Genomic DNA, 17,394 nt, shown 5'->3' with positions numbered 1-17,394 from the left:
CGAGCCTCTAAGGCTCGCGGTCCGAGCGCGTCCCTGGACCGCGAGCCTTCAGGCTCGCTTCTCCACGCAGCCAGCTCGACGAAAGCTCGCCATAATCGGCGCATGCAGCGAGCCGAGAATCGGATCGGGCGCCGTCGCTTCATCGGCAAGGCCTTCATTCATGATCTCGACGCGCGCACAGCGCGCAGCGAGCGCGCGCGAGACCAGTATGTGGTCGAGCAGCGTCCGACGCCCGGCATGAATGACGCTGTAGCGTGCGCTCTCGGCCAAGCGCTCGGCGAGCGCGGTCAGCGCGAAGGGCGCCTCGGCGTCCTCCTCCGCGGCGCCGCGCAGGATGCGCGCCGGCGCGTCATGGCTCTCGGAATTGAAATCGCCGCAGACGGCGATCGACGCGTCCTTGTCGTCGTCGAACAGCGCATCGACGAAGAGCCGCGTCTCCAGCGCCTGACCCTCGCGCTTCTGCGCGGCGAGAAACTGCCCTTCCGCGAAGACCGGGCCGGAGCGCGCGCCGCTCGTTCCGGGCAGCGGCACGGCGCGCGGCGCGCGCAGATGCAAATTCAGCACATGCAACTCGGGGCCGTGCGGCGGCGCGATGCGCGCATAGAGCGCCGGACGATCGAAGACGATCTCGATCGGCGCCGCCACGCCGCGGCCGGCAGGCGGCGTCCAGCGCCAAGGCGCGACGATGTCGTGATGGAGCTGGCGCGTCGCGACGATCGGCCAACGGCTCAGGATCGCGAGATTATGGACATCGGCCGGCGCGTCGGTTCCCGGACGCCGGCTCGTCGCGCGCGCGAACCCCTCATAGGCCGTGCCGGCGACGAGCCGGTCGAGCGCGATGAAGCGCCGCGGCGCATGTGGCGTCGGGCGCTGCGCGTCCACCTCCTGAAGGCATAGAATATCGGCGGCGACGGCCGCGAGCAGCGGGCGCAGCACCGAGAGCCGCCGCTTGAACCTGAGCTCGCCGGCGGGCGACCAGTCGAGATTCTCGGTGTTGAAGCTCACCAGCCGAAACGGCGCGGACATGCGGTCCCCCTCGCGCCCCTCTCCCGCGACGCACGGGAGAGGAAGCGATTCACCGCCGACTCACGCCGCCTTGACGGAGATCACCTTCTCGGGCTTTTGCGCCGTGGCCGATTTCGGCAGGCGCACCGTCAGCACGCCTTTGGCGAAGGTCGCGGCGATCTTCTCCTTATCGACATCCTCCGGCAGGCGGAAGGCGCGGCGGAACGAGCCGAAGCGGCGCTCGGACAGGAAATAGCCCTTGTCCTTGTCCTTCTCCTCGCGCTCCTCCTTCTTCTCGCCGCTGATGACGAGCGAGCCATTTTGGAGCTTCACCTCGACATTCTTCTCGTCGAGCCCGGGCAGCTCGGCCGTCACCTGATACTCCTTGTCCTTCTCGATGAGATCGACCGCCGGCGTCGACGCCCAGCCGAGCGAGAAGCGCCCGAACGGCTCGAGCTCGCTCGGCGCGTTGCGCGGGAACGGCGCATCCTCGAACAAGCGATCGATCTGTCGGCGCAGCGTCTCGAAGGGATGCCAGTCGAAAAGCGCAGGCGCAGTGTCCTTGGACTGCCGCACGGGGACTTTGCTTTCGGCTTCCGCCATTTTCGCCTCCTCGTCTCAAAAAGGATCGGCGCGCCGGCTTCGCGCAGGACAAAGCGCCGCGCCGAATGGGACGCCTCAGACGTAGGGGCGCAGGCGCGAAAGGCAATGCGGCGAAACGCTCCGCGGCAGCGCTCGGAGGCTGGCCCGGCAGAGCGAGCCTGAAGGCTCGCGGTCCGATCCCGCGCCTTGGACCGCGAGCCTTCAGGCTCGCTCTTCCGACGCGTAACCTGTCACTTGGCGATCACGACCCGCCGGCCGGCGCTCCGCGCCTGCAGGCCCTTTTTATACATCGTCTCGACGACGCCCGGCGGCTCGGTGAAGGCGCCCGCAGTCTGCGCCTTGGCGCGGAAGGCGAAGCGGTAATTGCCCTTGGGCAGCACATCATAGGCGTAGAACACGCGATCGTCGCCGAAGGACACGCTGGTCGGCGCGAGAGTGGGCGCGAAGGAAGGCTGCGCCGCGGCGGGCGCCGTCGCCAGCGCCGGATTGAGCGGCTCGAAGCCGGCCGGCAGCGGCAGCGAGATCGCCACATGGGTGCGATCCTGCGGATTGACCAGCTCCGCCGTCTCCTCGATCACATCGCCCACCGCCAGCTTCACGACGCCGTCTTCCGCGGCGATCTTCTCGAGCGGCGCATGTCCCTCGCGCACGCGTGCGACATCGCGCGTCAACGCGAAACCTTCGCTCACCGGCGCCGCTTTCGCGCCACTCTCCTTCGGCTCGTAGCGCGTCTCGATCAGCGCGACGATCGGCGCCGTCCCGCGATTGGCGATCGTCAGCGCGGTAACGGAGTCGCTCGTCTTGCGCAGGATCGGCGCATTGGCGTCGAGCGTGATCGTCTCCGGCGCGGCGCCCTCCTGCGCCAGCGCGATCTGCAACGGCGATTGCGGGCGCCGCCACACTTCCGCGAGCGCGTCGATCGCCGCGGCGTCGGCGTTGGTCGAGCCCCAGCCGTCGCCCTCGCCCAATCGCAGCAGCGCGTCGCGCAGCAACAGCGCGCGAGCGTCGGAAGGCGAGGCGATCGCCGTCGCCCGCACCATCTCGGCGAGCGCGCGCGTCTCGGAGGGCAGGATCGTCGCATCGCCGCCATCCGCCGCCTGGCCTGCATAATATTGCGCGCCATTGCGCGAGAGGATTTTCACGCGGCTCCACATGAACTCGAGCAGCGCGTCGACGATGCGGCGATCGCCGGCGCTGGAGCGCGCAGCGGCGCGCGTCAGCTCCGCGACGCTGGCGTTGGGCATCACATCGGCATGGCGCGCCAGCTCGGCGACATAAGACTCGTCGAGCCTGCCGCCGTCGGCGAGTGCGATCAGCGCCTCGACGCGCTCGCGCAATTCCTCGCCCGCGAGCAGGCGCGGATAATCCGAGCGCAGCGACAATTTCAGCACATTGCCGAGACGCTCGGCGAGCGCCTTGTCGATCGGCTCGCCGGCGCGCTCGGCGCCGACGAGGAAGGAATAGGCCCAAGCAGTGAGCGAGACATTTCCGCGCGCGCGCGGCCAGAAGGCGACGAGGCCGTCGCCGTCGACGGATTGGTCGATCGCGCGGATCGTGTTGCGCACATCGGCGCCGATGCGGCCTTCGAGCCCCGTCGCCGCGAGGATCGGGGCGAAGCTCTTCAGCGCCAGCGACGCGCGGGCGAGCGAGAGGCGTTGCTCGGTGCAGCCGTAAGGATATTCGACGAGCGCGTTCAGTCCCGCGACGAGCTTGACCAGCGCCGGATCTCCGGCGAGCGTCACATCGCGGCGGAACGAGCCGGCGCGCGCGTCATCGGGCGCCGCGGCCAGCGCCTTCGTCGCGCCAGGCGCGATCTCGACGATCTCATAGCGGCGCATGGGGAGACGATCCGGCTTCACCGGCAATTCGATCTGCACCGCGTCGCGCGCATGGTCGGCGTCACGCTCGATACGGAAATCGAGCGTCACGCTCTCCTTGCCGGCGTCAGGAACGGTCGCGGCGACGTCTATGCGCGCCGGCCTGTTGGCGACCCAGGAAAACGCCTGCGGCGCATTGCTCGCGAGCGTCAGACCGTCGGCTGTGATCGACGCTTTGCCGGAACCGCCCGGCCCTTCGACGACGCGCGCGATCAGCGACGCGTCGAGCGCATCGCCCGGCCGCAGGAAGCGCGGCAACGCCGGCTGCGCGACCAGCTCCTGGCGAATGAGCATCTCGCCCGTCGCATAGCCGAAACGATCGGCGCCGCTCACCGCTTTGGCGCGCAGCTTGAACACGGTGAGCGTGTCGGGCAGCTTCACCTTGATTTTCGCAATGCCGTCGGCGCCGATCTTCACGCTCGGCAGATAAACGGGAACGGGCGTGAAATTCTTGCGCACGCTGACATTGGTTTCGGCGCCCCATTCGTCGAGACCGGCGTCGCCGCCCGGAATCTCCTCGAGCGGAATCTTGCCGAAGGCGAGATTGCGCGTGTCGCGCGCGGCGAGCTTCGTCTCGCGCTCGACGATGAAATCCGGCAGCGGGTCGAGCGGCCGTTCCTTCGCCAGCGACAACACCGCCTGATCCACCATCCAGAAGGTCGCCTCGCCGGCGAGCGGCTTGCCGAGATCATCGGAGAGGCGCAGCGTCGCCTCGACCTCCTGCCCGGGCCGCGCCTTCGCCGGATAGTCGAGCTTCACGGTCGCGATATTCTTCACCGGCGTCACCTCGACCCATTTGGTCGCGGCGATCGTCACCGGCTTGCCCTGATCCAGGCTCGCCGCGGGCGCCGGCGCGCTGTCCTTCAAGCGCCCGCGCATGATGAGAAAATGCACGGCGAGCTTGGGCGTCTGCTCCTTCTTCAACGTCAGCGCAAAACGCCCGAAGCCGTTGGCGATGTCGACGAATTGATAATCGAACACGCCGTTCGGCTGCTCCACGACGGCGAGCGCCTGCGCGTTCTGAAACGGCGATTGAACGATCAGCGTCGCCGTCTCGCCCGGCGCATAGGACGGCTTATCGGTCGCGATCGTCGCGGTGGAGGCGGGCGGGCGCTGGAAAGTCACCGGCGTATTGCCGCCGACGAAGAAATCGACGCTCACCTGCTGGCGCCGGCCGATGCGGTCATAGGCCTCCAATTGCACGACATAGACGCCCGCCTCGCGCACCTCCAGCTCTATCCGCTGCGCCTCCTTCGCGCTCGTCAGCTTGCGCTCGAGGATCACATCCTCGATCACCTGCGTCACATATTTGGCCGCGCCCTGCGCGAAATCCGAAGCCTGCAGAGTCGACGCCCAATTGCGCTTGATGAAGCGCAGGGTGACGGGGAGATTGTCGACCGCCTCGCCCTTGCCGTCGAGCGCGATGAATTCCGGCGCGACGGCGCCGGGGCGTTCGACATAGCGCGGGATTTTGAGACCGAGCATGAAGGGCGGCACGGCGATCACATTCTGCACATTGCGCACTTCCAAGCCGTCCTCGCCGGTCACCGTCGCCTCGATCGAATAGCGGCGCGGCTGCGCGGTCGGCTCGATCATCGTGTCGAAGCTCATGCGCGAGGCGCCGCCGGCGTCGGTGCGCGCGTCGCGCTCCAGCACCGGCGAGGATTTGAATTTTCCCTCGCCCGAGAAGCGCGCGTCGGTGGAGAACAGAAAGCCTTCGCGTCCCGGCGGCTGGAACAGATGCGGGAATTGCACGGCCCGCCATTTCACCGGACGCTCGGCGACGAGGCCGCCGGCGAAATAGCGCGCGAGCAGATCGACATTGAACTCGCCGTCGAGCGGAACCATTTGCGGCGCATTGAGCACGACCTCGAAGGTCGGCAGGCGATAGGCCTCCTTCTTGAACGGGAATTGTCCGCAGGAGACTGTCTGCGCTTCGCTCTCCTCGCCTTCGCTCGCTTCCCTCTTCGTCGCCTTGGCGCCGTCGGGCTCGAAACGCAGCGCATAGTCGCCGGTCGCCGGCGTCTGCGCGTCGAATTTGTGATAGAAGCTCCCCGAAGCGTCGAGCTTCACCGGAATGCGCCATTCCTGATTGCCGGGGCCGGAGACGACGAGCGTTCCGCCGGCCTTGGCGATCGTCAATCCGCCATCGCGATAGGAGCGCACGAAGCCTTTCACATGCACCGGCTCCTCCGGCCGGTAGATCGGCCGCTCGGCGAACACATGGCAGAGGATGCGCGGCTCTTCCTTGCGCGGCGCATCGGGCTCCGTCGTCCAGGCGAGCCAGGCGCCTTCGGGCCTCGTCCAATTCTCGCGCGCATATTCGGACGGCGCGTCATTGGCGTCGATGACGAGCGTGTCGAGACCCTTGCTCACGACGACGCGGCGCAGCTCCGCTTCCGCGCGCTTGCCGGGATCATAGGAGAAGAAGCCGGTGGCGTCGCTGAGCCCATGCGCGAGCGTGACGAATTTGTCGTCCTTCACGCCCTCGAGCCGGATCTCGGCGCCGGCGACGGGCTTGGCGGTCGCGAGCGATGTGACCGCGAAGCGCACACGCGCGCGCTCCTCTATGGCGCTGAGCGAAAGATCGGTCACTTGCGCGCGCAGCCAATGGCGTTTCTTCTCATCCACTGCGCGCAGGCCGACGAGATAGGCTCCCGGCTGCGCGGCGCCGGTGATCTTGGCGAATTCATTGGAAAGGTCGAGGCCGAATTTGGCGTCGGCGCCATTGCGCCGGATCGGCAGATCGAACAGCGTCGAGACTGCGGGCGAGCCCAGCGCCTTTATGCGTTCGGCGATGGCGGATGCTTGCGGCGCGGCGTTGGCGCTCCAATGCGCCGGCTCATTGCCGGGCAGCGGCGGCGGCGCGGAATCCTCCGTCTCGACGCCATTCTTGGGAAAGGGCCAGAAGTCGCGCGCGAGCGGATCGATCGCATGGATACGGATGTCCGCGCGGTCATAGCCGCGTCCCCGCAGTGGCAGCAATTGCGGGCCGAAGCGCTCGACGAGCCCTTGCGTCGCATCCCATGCGAGCGACGGCTTGTCACGATCGAAAGCGAAGCGCTGCGAGAAGCGCGCGGCGAGCGCGCGCTTGCGAATGTCGGTCAAGGCGCCCGGCGCCACCGAGATCTCATAGACGCGATCGGACAGAAACTTTCCATAGATGTCGAGACGCTTGTGGTCGATCTCGACCGCAAGATCGTCGACCGGCGGCGTGACCCGCAACGCCTCGCGCGCGCGCAAAATGTCGAGCGCGTCGGGCTGCTCGGTGAAGGTGAGCGTGAGGCGGCGGCGATTGGCCGGCCGATAGGCGGGCGCGGCCTCCTCCTCCTCGCCTTCCGACGACGCAGAGCCGGCGAGCGAATAGCCGAAGGCGCAGCGCAGAACGCCGTCCTGCTTCTCATCGCTCCAACCGCGGCCGCAGCTCGCCTCCGTCACCGAAAAAGGCGCGGCGGAGCGGGCGCGCAATTCGAAAATCTCGTCATCGAGCCCCGGCTCGTCGGCGAGCTTCAGGCGCAGAATGGCGACGCGTCCGTCGCGCACCGGCTCGCGCAGTCGTATGGCGACGCGCTGCTCGGCGCTGCGTTCGGCGCGCTCCACCGCGCGAATGTCATAGTCCTTCTCGCTCAGCCTCTGTCCGCCGAGCGGCGAGAGTCCGGGCGCGGAACGTAGTTCGATCGTCAGCAGCCGCGACAGAGCGGCGATGTCGACCGGCTCGGGAAAAATGAGCGTGATGCGCTCGAGATCGGCGAGCGGCTCGGCGCCGTCGCCGGGCTCGGTCGAGGTCGGCGTCGGCAGCAGCGCAGCGAGGCGCGTCGCGACGCCGGCCGTCTCGACGCTCACGCGCTCCAGCGGCTTCCACGGCTCGGCGGGCCGAAACTGCAACGCGCGGGCGCCGATCCAGCGCCATTCGCCGGCCGGCTCGGGCGAGAGCTTTACGAATTTCTCATGCGCATCCTCCGGCCCGCCGGCCTTGGGCCCGGAGTCGCGATCGAAGAAGATGGTGATCGGATCGAAGCTGCGCAGGAATTTTTCCGGCACGACGCGCGCCCCGTCGGCGCGGCGCAGCTGATCGAAGGCCTGCGGCTCGGCGCGCAGCGGCATGATGCTGGAAAAAAGCGCGAGCAGAACGAGCGCGACGAAACGCATCGAATATCCTTTGCTATAGGGCGTCGTCGCGAGGAGCGCAGCGGCGCAGCGGCAGAGGGGCCGCCCCGCGGCTCTGGATCGCTTCGCTGTGCTCGCGATGACGGCGGGGAGAGCGGGGAACAGAAAGGCAAAACGGTTCATCGCGCTCATTTCCCGACTCTCTTTCCGGCCTTCTCCGCGAACTCCGCCACCACCTCCGGCGGTGGGCCGGAAGGCGGCGGGGCGAGACCGCGCAGGGCGAGGCGCAACGTCGTCACCGGAGCGTCGAGAGGCGTGCGCGCCTCCGCGAAATAACGGCCGGGCTCGAGACGGATGATCTGCGCCGCGCCGTCTCGAAGAGTCTTGCCCGAGACGTCGAAGAGGCGCAGCTCGGCGCGATCCGGCTCGGCGCGCAGGCCGAGGCCGATCTCGCCTGCCGTCTTCACCTCGAAGGTGAACAGGGCCGACCCGCCGGGGCCGAGCGCAACGGGCGCGTTGACGCCCTCCGCCGCGGCGACGACCGGCGTGGTCGATAGCGTCAGCGAGCCGGAGAGGGGACCGTCCTGCGGCGAGACGATCTCGACGAGCACGCGGCCCGGCGCCGCATAGCGATGCAGCTCGACGCCGGCCGGGAAGGTCGAGACCTCCCGCGCGCCATTCTGCGTCACCGCGACGATCGCCGGGGCGCTCGTGCGAATGTCGAGAACGGCGGGCGCGATCACATCGAGCGCGAAGGCCTGCGCCTCGCCGCCGAGCGCCGCGGCGTAAGGCGCGGTCACGGGCGTCGGCGTCGTCGCCGGCCAGGGCGAATGGCCGGCGCGCTCGATCCAGGCGGCGACGAGGCCCGGACCAAAAGCGATCACGACCTCCCCGGGCCCGTCGAGCCGCAGCGAGCGCCCACGCGCCACCCGCCCGTCGGCGCCGACGAAGGTCGCGTCGCCGCCGGCGACGACCAGCCTATCGCCGGCTATCGCCTCCACCCGATGGGCGATCTCGCCCGCCGCGCCGAAAAAGCGCTTGGCGACGCGTTCCGCCGTCAGCGGCTCGTAACGCTCGGCCGCGACAGCGAGGCGCGCGGGCGCCGGATGGTCGGTCGGATTGACGAGCCAGATGTCGCGCGCCGCGTCGATGCGGCGCGAAAGCGGCGCGGCGTCAGCGAAAGCGGCGAAGACGCGCGACTCGTTCGGCGCCGAAAAGGCGGCGAGGCCGCTCGAAAGGTCCAGCGCCAGCGCGCCGCCTGGGCGGTCCAGCGTCACCGGCTGCGCGGTGAAGGGCGGCACGACCCCGGAAAAGAGCGCCTCGGCGCGCAGCGGCGGGGCGATGGCGACGTCGATCGGCTGCGCGGTGAGGCGCAGCGGCTCGGCGCCCGCGGCGTTCCAGAGCTGCGGCGGCGTGTCGCCGGCGAGCGCCAGCGCCGCCCCCGGCGCGACGGCGAAACCGCGGCCGGCGGAAACACCCGGCTGGCCGAAGGCCGAGCGCGCGAGCCACAGCCGCGCCTTGCCGGCCGGCGGCGGCGCGGCCGGCAGCATGGCGCGCTCCCCGGCGCCGAGCGTCAGCGCGATCTCGGCTCCGCTCGGCGCCAGCGCCGCGACGCGCGCGGTGGGGCAGTCGTCGCCGCGAGCGAGCAGCCAGAGCGCGTCCGACTGCGGCGCCAACGCGCCGGCGTCAGCCGGCTCCAGCGGCTTGCCAGGGGTCGAGCCGGCGGAAAGGCCGGCCGGCGCCGGGCCGATGGCGACCAGCGCGGCGCCGGGCGTGCGGACGAGGCCGAGGCACAGCCGACTCTCCAGCCCTTCGATCGGCGCCGGCTCCAGCGTCACATTGCCGAGCGGACCCGCTGGGCGCGCAAAACTGCGGGCGGCGAGCGACATCGGCGCCTCGGCGCCGCCGATGGTCCAGACGACGGCGCGCCATTCGCCCGCAGCGGCCGGCCAGGCGGCGACCGGCGCGACCCCGCACTCGCGGGCGAGGACGCTCCAACGCCCGTCGGCGCCGCGCTTTTCGATCGACAGAGCGATCACGCGGGAGGATTGCGCGGCGACCGCCATCAACCGCCCGTCCGAGGCGACCGGCAGAGCCAGCTCATGCGCGCCGGCGCCGGCGAGCGTGCGCAGGCCGGAGAAGCTCAGCGCCTCGGCGGGCGCCGACGCCGGCAGAGCGAGACGAATTTCGACGCCCGCAGGATCGGCGGCGTCGCTCGCCGCCTCCGCGCTCGGCTCGCCTTCCGCTTCGTCCTCGGAAGCTTCGCTCTTGTTCTTCGTCGCGTCGAGCCGCAGGCGATAGGCGCCCGCCGGCAGACGGCGCGACAACGACATATTCCAGTTGTCGGCGCGGCCCTCCAGCCGCTCGATCACCGCGCCATTCTCGTCCTCGAGCGCGCCGATCATCTCTTCGTCGCCAAAGCTCGTCACATCGACGATGCGGTCCTCGGCAATGGCGAACGGCAAGCGCGTCGGCAGCTGCACGAAGCGCGGGGCGCCGGGCTGCAATTGCACGGAGGAGAGGGCGATCTGGTAATCGAGCCGATCGTCATGGGCGAGGCTGCGCGCCTCGACACGATAGGCGCCAGCGGCGAGCTTCTTCGCGAATTTGCGGCCAAGGGCGAATTTGCCGACGCTTTCGGCGCCGCGGAACAGCTCGGCGATCATGCCCTCGCCGATGTCGATCTCGACATCGGATTCGCCGGCCAGCGAGAAGGTCCAGACATCCGGATCGCGCGGGGCGCCCTTCACCGCGGGCTCGCGCCATTGCAGCCTTTGCGGCGCGTCGAAGGCGAGCGCATGGGGCCCATGTCCCGCGAGCGGCGCCGGCGTCACGATCTTGCGCAGACGGGCGACGAAACGACCCTCGACATCTTCCGGCAGCACGACGAGCCGATAGCTCCCCGGCTCGAAGCGGCGGATGAGGCGGGCGATCGGACCCGGCGTCGTCAGCGGCCAGCCGTCCGCCTCCTCGAGCCGCGCCCGCCACTCTTTGCCGAGCCCCTGGAGATCGAGCCTGTAATTCCCCGCCTCGGCGATCTCGATCGGAACGACCGCGCCGCGCCCGCCGTCGAGCGCGGCGCTCGCGGAGCCGTCGCCGAGGATGGGCGCCGTCGTCGCCACGGCGACCGGCTTCACCGAGAGGCCGAGATGGCCGGCCGATTCGCGCGCGGTGACGGCGGCGCGATAGGCGCCGGCGCGCAGATAGGCGGTGACCAGCGCATTATGGCCGGGGCCATTGTTCTCCCCTTCGCCGAGACGCGGGCTGACCGCCGCGCCGAGCGCGAGCCGCGTCTGCAGCCGCCCGAGCGTCTCGACGCGATAGAGGCCGCCCTCCGGCGCCTCGAAGCGAAACTCGCGGCGCTCGTCGCGGGCGAGATCGAACCAGGCGGGTTTCGCCGCGGCGATGGTCACGGCCGGCGTCTCCTTCGCCGCCACGCCCGTCGCGGCCTCCGGCTCCGGCGCATGGAATATTCCTACCGCCTGCGGACGGACGCTCGCGGCAAGACGAACGACCGCGAGACGAACATCCTTGTCGATCCTCTCCTCGACGATCTCGGCGGGACGACTCGCGCCTTCCTCATCGACGACGAGGATTTTTCCGGCGCGCGGCGCGCGGACCGGCAACGACTCTTCACCCGCCACCCCGCGCCAGAGCGCCGCCGAGCCTTTCTCGAGATCGGCCGGCAGAGCGGTTACGCGGGGCCCGGCGACGAGGCCGGGCGCGCTGTTGACGAGAAGAAAATAGGAGCCGGCCTTGTCGAGATCCTGGCGGCCGAAGGAGATGGCGGAGCGGGCGGGCGGCGGCGGCCCGAGCGGCGGGACGAGGCCGGGAGGCCCGAGCGTCAGATCGAGAACGCCGGCCGCGCCCTCGACCGGCTCCAGCGACAGCGAATAAAAGCCCGCCTGCAAGTCGTATCGCTGCGGCAGGCGCCCGTCGGCGCGCGGCGCCGCGGCGGCGAAGGCCGGCTCGATGACGGCGCGCACGCGCGGGCCTTTGAAATCGATCGCCACCGGGCCAGTGTCGGTCGCCTCGAACAGCAGCGTCGTCGGCCCGCGCAGATTGAATTTCGCGCGATAGGCGCGGCCGCCGCCGACTCTCGGCAGATCGGCGGCGAGCACACGAGCGCCGCCGGTCTCGGCGCGCGCCAGCAGCGCCGTGGCGGGGACCTCGTCCGCGCCCTCGCCGGCGACGTCGAGCGCGACGAGATGCGGGCCGGACCCCTCGATCGCGGCACGGCTCGCCCGCTTCAGCGCCCGCAGCGTGAACGCCTGCCCCTCTAAGCCGGCGATCTCGACGCGGGCCGAAGTCTTGCCGTCGGCGGCGAGCGAGACGAGCGCGACCGGCTCGCGGCTCCTCTTGTCGAGGACGGCGACGCTCGGCGCGCCGGCGCCGCGGCGCGCCTCGAGCCGCGCGGCGATGGGCTGCGCCAGCTCGAGACGAAACGTGTCATAGCCCGCCGGCGCCTCGAAACGCGCCGAGCCGAACGGGCCGAGCGTCCCCCGGACGAGACCGGCCGCCAGCGATCCCTCCTCGATCCGGCGCAACAGAAACGGCTGCGCGCCGTCGCCCTCCGGCCACACCAGCGGCTCGCCGCCATAGGCGGTGAGGACGTAGCGGCCGGGCTCGATCGTTCCCTCGAGCCGCAGGCGCGTCATCGGTCGGCCGGCGCGCGGCTCGACGGCGTCGCGCGCGGGCGCGAGATCGACCAGCTCGCCGCTTTCGCGCCACAGCCGCACATCGCGCAGGGCGCGCCCCAACGCCTCCACGGCGACGCGCCCCGAGGGGCCGACCTCGAGCGCATAGGAGCGCTGCGCGAGATCGCCGAGCTCTGCGGCGATGGTCCGGCCCGGCGCCAGCGTCTCGCTCGTCTTCTGCTGCTCGACGAAGGGCGCGGCGGCGAGCGCGATCTTGCCGCCCGCGCCCTTCGCGCCGAAGACGCGCAGCTTGTAGACGCCCTTGTCGAGCAGCGCGTCGAGGCGGCCGTCGCGCAGGCCCGCGGCGCCGGCGACCTCGCCGGGACCGGCGATCATGTCGACGAGCTGCAGAGCCGCGCCCGTCGCGCTGCGCGCCGTGATCGCATAGCGGCCCGGCCGCGGAATGGTCAGCAGCGCAGAGCCGTCGCGATCGGCCGGCAGATCATTGGCCGAGAACCGGCCGGCGGCGGAACGCGGCGCCTCCTCAGCGGCGCAAGGCGCGAGGACGGCGAGACAAGCGCAGGCCGCCGCAACGGCGAGATCGCGAAAATTCGATCGTCTCATTCAACTTCTCCGCCGCGTGAGCGCTCGCCGGCCGAACGCGAGCCTAATGCGGCGAGCCTTCGCGAGTCGAGCGCGCCTTCGGGCGTTTCATAGGGATTGGCGGAGTCGAGCGATGCGCGGGCGCACAGACATCGCGCGCGAGAGAGGCGCCGAGCAAGATTCGCGGCGCTCGCGCGTTAACCTCGTCGCTCAGGGAATTTGCGCCGCTCCCATGTTCGAGCGTCCCGCGTGCGCTACTTGCGCCGCCGTGAGGCAACATGATTGCCGAAAGGCAAGCCTTTCCTGGAGGTCTTGAATGAAGTCCAAACTCGCAACTCTCGTCGCCGTCGCGCTGCTCGCCGGAGCGGGCTCCGCCATCGCCGGTCCGCGCATCGTCACCGATCTGGCCGCCTTCCGCTCGGGTCCGGGCGTGACCTTCATGCCGATCCTCGCCATTCCGCCCAAGACCGTGGTCGAGGTGCGGGGACATATCGGCGGCTGGTCCCGCGTGGTCTATGCCGGCAATGTCGGCTTCGTGGCCAGCTCGCTGCTGGCGCGTCCCGCCATCGTCGCGCCGGTCGTGGCCGTGCCTGCGCCGGTCGTCGCCGTCCCGGCGGCGATCGTCACGGCTCCCGCCCCGGCCCCGCTGTTCTGAGCCGGCCGGCAAGACCGCAGCGCGCGAAATTTCGCGCGCTGCTCCTCTCGCGGGGCCGGTCCGCCCCGATAGGCGAGAAAATCGTTTCGTGATAGCGTTCGATCGGTCGGTTCGACTGTCGACGAGGCCAAATATGCGATCCGCGATGCTCGCGTTCATTCTGACGACCACCGCTTTATCGGCGCCGGCGACAGGCGCCTCGGCGCAATCCTCCGAAGGCGCCGCGTCCGAAGCTCCCGAGGTCCGTGAGGTCCGAACTCCGCCGCGCCGCTGTCCGCCGGCGCGCGGCCGCACGCACTGCGCCCGGGCGAAGGTCGCGGCGCTCGCGCCGGCGACGGCGCCCATGCTGCCGCCGCTCGGCGGCCGCGTCTGGCTGCATGAGGACCCGCCGCTGTTCGATCCTTACGAATCCGCCGGCCCGTACTACAAGCCTTGGGTTCATGCCGGCACGCAAGTCGTGCAATGGCGCTATGGCTTTCCCGGCGGCCATGTCGACTGGTATCGCGGGCTCGGCTGGCGACCGGGATTCGGCTGGTTCTGACGTTCACTGGTTCTGACGTTCACTTGCGGCCGCGGTCGCAGGCGTAGAAGCCATGCGCGCCCCAGCACTCGCCCGTCTTGTAGACATTGCCGAAGTCGCGGTCCTTGAGACGCGCCGTCCAGACGCGGCCCTGTCGCTGGTCGATGGTGAGCGGCCCGTCCTCGATCTCGAAGACGACGCTCTTGCCGCCGTCGCGCAGGATGCGGCAGCTGTTCGAGACAACCACCTTCCCGTCGATCTTCACGAAGCAGCGCGCCTCATATTCGTCCATCGCGCCCGTCGCTTCCGGCGCCGCGCGCACGGCCGGCGGCGGAGCCTCGGGCGGGCTCGCGGGAGCGGGTTGCGGGGCCGGCGGTTCCGCAGGCGGCGCCGCTGGGGGCATGATCGCGGGCGCAGCGGCCCCGGCCGCGAGCGGCGGCGCCGTCTCGAAGCTCGGCCGGTTCTTCTCGGCGAACTCGCCGAGCGCCGAGGCGGGAAAGCCGAGCTCGCCGGCGCCGGCGCCGAAGGCGAGGCTGACGCCGATCACCGCTCCGGCGACGCTCGCGCCGCGAGCGGCGGAGAGCGGCCGCCGTCGATACAGCGCCTCCTGGCGTTTCGCGGAGACGCCCCAGCGCGGGAGGAGCAAATGCCGGACGAAGAGCGACCCCGCCACATCGTCGGCTATCGGCGGGGTTTCGAGCGCTTGCGGGCTATCCACTGACCAAGTTCCTGATGGATGGGACGGAGGCGTTCGGGCGGAAGCGAAGCGTGACGAGAGAAAAAGGCGCTTGTTCGGCGCACGCACGGCCAGCGCATGTCACGATTACTTAATAAGCGGCGCGGGCGAGACGACCGACGACGACGAGCTACGCTCGACGCAAGTTCGCAATGACTCGGGGAAAAGGACACGGGATGACGTCGCTCGCCATCGCGACCAAGACCCACTTGAAAAAGCTGGCGGGAGAGCTGCGCAAGGAAATGGCCAATCTGAAAGTCGATATTCTGAGGCGGCTGTTCGTAACGCAAATCGCGCTCGCCGGCGTGATTCTCGCCGCGGTCGCATTCATGAACTGATTCGCGCCGAAAGAGCGAGCCTGAAGGCTCGCGATCCAGTCGCGGCCTCTGAACCGCGAGCCTTCGGGCTCGTTCTTCGAAACCGGGGGCGCTACACCGGCGCCGCGGGCTTTGCCAGCTGCGCGGCGCGGGTCGCCTGCTCGCGACTCGGCACCATGACCCAGGCTTCGCCGTCCAGCACCACCTTGCCGTCGACGAGGCATTCGCAATGCAGCCGCGCCCGGCGGCCCTTCTCGATCAGCTCGACGATCTCGACCACCACATGGATCACGTCGCCGATCTTGACCGGAGCGCGGAAGTTCAGCGTCTGCGACAGATAGACCGCGCCCGGTCCCGGCAGATACATGCCGATCACCGTGGAGATCAGCGACGCCGTGTAGAGGCCGTGGACGATGCGCTCGCCGAAGCGCGTCTTGCTGGCGAAATGATCCGAGAGATGAATCGGATTGCGATCGCCCGAGAGGTCTGCGAAGGCGATGACGTCGTCGTCCATGACCGCCTTCATCAAGGTCTCGCGCATCCCCAGGCTGAGGTCTTCGAAATAATAGGTCTTGAAGGGGGTCGACATCGTCGTTCACCGGCCGGGGTTGTCGCAGAAGGGGTTTCGCCGCGCTGACCTCCTTCTACCACACCAGAATAGAGGTCATTGCAACCGGTTTGACATGGGCCCGTGCAAAAAGCTCGCCGAGCGCCGCGTGGTCGAGCCGCCCTTCGGGGCCCGGAAACAGCTCCTCCCGGTGGACGCCGTCCAGCAGAAAGAGGCTGTCGAGTCCCGCTCGGGCGGCGCCGACGAGATCGGTCGCGACCCCGTCCCCGACCGCCAGGACGCGCGAGCGGTCGACCGCGCCGCCGGCAAGACGAGCGAGGCTCTCGAAGGCGGCCGTATAAATCTCCGGATGCGGCTTGCCGGCCATCGCCACTTTTCCGCCCAGCGCCGCATAGCGCTCGGCGAGGGCGCCGGCGCACCAGACCAGCTCGCCGCCGACGCCGACGACGATATCGGGATTGGCGCAGAGCATGGTGAGATCGCGCGCCTTCATGGCGGCGAGCGTCGGCCCGTAATCGTCCGGCGTCTCGCGCCGCTCGTCGACGAGCCCGGTGCAGACGACATAATCGGCCTCCTCCAGCGGAACGAGGCGCAGCTCGCCGCCCATCAGCCGCCGCGCCGCCTCGAACAGGCCGTTGTCGCGCGGCGGGCCGAGCTGGAAACAGGTCTGGCCCGGGCGGCTGACCATGCCGAGCATGGTCAGCTCTCCGGCGCTCACGAGATCGTCATAGGCGGCGCGCGGGAGACCCAGCCGATCGAGCTGGCCGCGCACCTCCTGGCTCGGACGCGAGGCGTTGGTGATCAGCACGACCTTGCCGCCTTCGGCGCGATAGCGCTCGAGCGCGGCGGCGGCGGCGGGAAAATGTGAGCGGCCGTCGATCAGCACGCCCCAGACGTCGCAGAAGAGCGCGTCATAGCGTGGAGCCAGCGCGGCAAGGCCCGAGATCTGCGGTACCGGCGCCGTATCGGCGGCAGGGCTCGTCACTCCTCGGCTCCTCTCTCACATCCGCGGGTCGGCGAAGGCCGACTCATGCGCCCCGGGCGCGACCTGGCGATATTGGCCCGAGTCCTCGTCCAACGCCAGAAGGCGCCCGTCCATCACACGGAAGTAGGCGCCGTGGAGCCGCAGATAGCCGCGCTGCTCGAGCGTCTGCACCATCGGAAACCCGCGCAGATTCGCGAGACCCTGCTTTATCGATTCGAGGGCCAGCCGCTCGACATAGGCGGAGGTGAGCGGCTCCGGAGCAGCGCCGGCGCGCTCGGCCGCGGGGGCGAGGAGCTCGGTCCAGCGGCCGATGAAATCGCCGGTCGAGAGCGGCCGCGTGTAAGGATCGGCCCGGTTCTCGGCATAGGCGCGCACACCGCCGCAGAGGGCGTGGCCGAGCACGACGATATGCTGAACCTTGAGCGCCATCACCGCATATTCGAGCGCCGCCGAGGTGCCGTGATATCGATCGTCCGGCGCATAGGGCGGCACCAGATTGCCGACATTGCGGATGACGAACAAGTCTCCGGGGCCGGCGTCGAATATCGCCTCGGGAGCGACACGCGAATCGCAGCAGCCGATGACCATGGTCTTCGGACGCTGGCCCTGCTCGGCGAGCTCGAGAAATCGCTGCCGCTCGTCGCGGAACCGGCCGGAGAGGAACGTCTCATAGCCCTCGGAAAGATGCCTCGGCAACAGCTCCGCGGGCGCCGCGGCGGCGCCGGTGTCGTCCATTCTCGATCCTGACTTCGCGCCCGAGGGCGATGGCGCGCCGGCCTTC

At 69.8% G+C, this 17,394-nt stretch carries 11 protein-coding genes; 3 read left to right on the top strand and 8 right to left on the bottom strand.

The features are described 5' to 3' along the window. Positions 1-48 precede the first annotated feature (48 nt). From CQW49_RS12925 to CQW49_RS12910, 4 genes are all read right to left on the bottom strand, one after another. Complete coding sequence (locus CQW49_RS12925) at positions 49-1,026, bottom strand: endonuclease/exonuclease/phosphatase family protein (protein ID WP_003609170.1); 978 nt, start codon at positions 1,024-1,026, stop codon at positions 49-51. 60 nt (positions 1,027-1,086) lie between these two features. Beyond that, positions 1,087-1,608, bottom strand: a complete 522-nt coding sequence (locus tag CQW49_RS12920) for an Hsp20/alpha crystallin family protein (protein WP_003609172.1) — start codon at positions 1,606-1,608, stop codon at positions 1,087-1,089. A gap of 230 nt (positions 1,609-1,838) precedes the next feature. After that, positions 1,839-7,634 (bottom strand): alpha-2-macroglobulin, encoded by a 5,796-nt coding sequence (locus CQW49_RS12915; RefSeq protein ID WP_024749719.1) that lies wholly within the window; start codon positions 7,632-7,634, stop codon positions 1,839-1,841. A gap of 146 nt (positions 7,635-7,780) precedes the next feature. Then, the gene (locus tag CQW49_RS12910) at positions 7,781-12,853 is read right to left on the bottom strand and encodes a hypothetical protein (RefSeq protein WP_024749720.1); all 5,073 of its coding nucleotides are present in this window, start codon (positions 12,851-12,853) and stop codon (positions 7,781-7,783) included. Positions 12,854-13,148: 295 nt separating this feature from the next. Here CQW49_RS12910 and CQW49_RS12905 point away from each other — a divergent pair, with 295 nt between their 5' ends. Both CQW49_RS12905 and CQW49_RS12900 read left to right on the top strand, forming a co-directional pair. After that, positions 13,149-13,487 (top strand): SH3 domain-containing protein, encoded by a 339-nt coding sequence (locus tag CQW49_RS12905; RefSeq protein WP_003609194.1) that lies wholly within the window; start codon positions 13,149-13,151, stop codon positions 13,485-13,487. A gap of 133 nt (positions 13,488-13,620) precedes the next feature. Next, complete coding sequence (locus tag CQW49_RS12900) at positions 13,621-14,028, top strand: hypothetical protein (RefSeq protein WP_003609196.1); 408 nt, start codon at positions 13,621-13,623, stop codon at positions 14,026-14,028. Between the two features lie 19 nt (positions 14,029-14,047). Here the strand turns inward: CQW49_RS12900 and CQW49_RS12895 are convergent, their stop codons facing one another. Further along, positions 14,048-14,725: a hypothetical protein gene (locus tag CQW49_RS12895; RefSeq protein ID WP_003609198.1), complete on the bottom strand. Its 678-nt coding sequence runs from the start codon at positions 14,723-14,725 to the stop codon at positions 14,048-14,050. 194 nt (positions 14,726-14,919) lie between these two features. Here CQW49_RS12895 and CQW49_RS24605 point away from each other — a divergent pair, with 194 nt between their 5' ends. Next, positions 14,920-15,081 carry a hypothetical protein gene (locus CQW49_RS24605; protein ID WP_003609200.1) on the top strand — a complete coding sequence of 54 codons (162 nt, stop codon included), beginning with the start codon at positions 14,920-14,922 and terminating at the stop codon, positions 15,079-15,081. Between the two features lie 91 nt (positions 15,082-15,172). Here CQW49_RS24605 and CQW49_RS12890 read toward each other — a convergent pair whose 3' ends face one another. The 3 genes from CQW49_RS12890 to CQW49_RS12880 are packed head-to-tail and all read right to left on the bottom strand — an operon-like array spanning position 15,173 to position 17,348. Beyond that, complete coding sequence (locus CQW49_RS12890; protein ID WP_003609203.1) at positions 15,173-15,649, bottom strand: MaoC family dehydratase; 477 nt, start codon at positions 15,647-15,649, stop codon at positions 15,173-15,175. Positions 15,650-15,704: 55 nt separating this feature from the next. After that, on the bottom strand, positions 15,705-16,613 hold the full coding sequence (locus CQW49_RS12885; protein WP_003609205.1) for a TIGR01459 family HAD-type hydrolase: 909 nt from the start codon (positions 16,611-16,613) through the stop codon (positions 15,705-15,707). 15 nt (positions 16,614-16,628) lie between these two features. Beyond that, positions 16,629-17,348: a carbonic anhydrase gene (locus CQW49_RS12880; protein ID WP_003609207.1), complete on the bottom strand. Its 720-nt coding sequence runs from the start codon at positions 17,346-17,348 to the stop codon at positions 16,629-16,631. Positions 17,349-17,394 lie beyond the last annotated feature (46 nt).

The organism is Methylosinus trichosporium OB3b (assembly GCF_002752655.1).
GTDB lineage: Bacteria > Pseudomonadota > Alphaproteobacteria > Rhizobiales > Beijerinckiaceae > Methylosinus > Methylosinus trichosporium.
The sequence above is the reverse complement of the archived record's forward strand: the minus strand, read 5'-3'. Positions and strand labels throughout refer to the sequence as shown.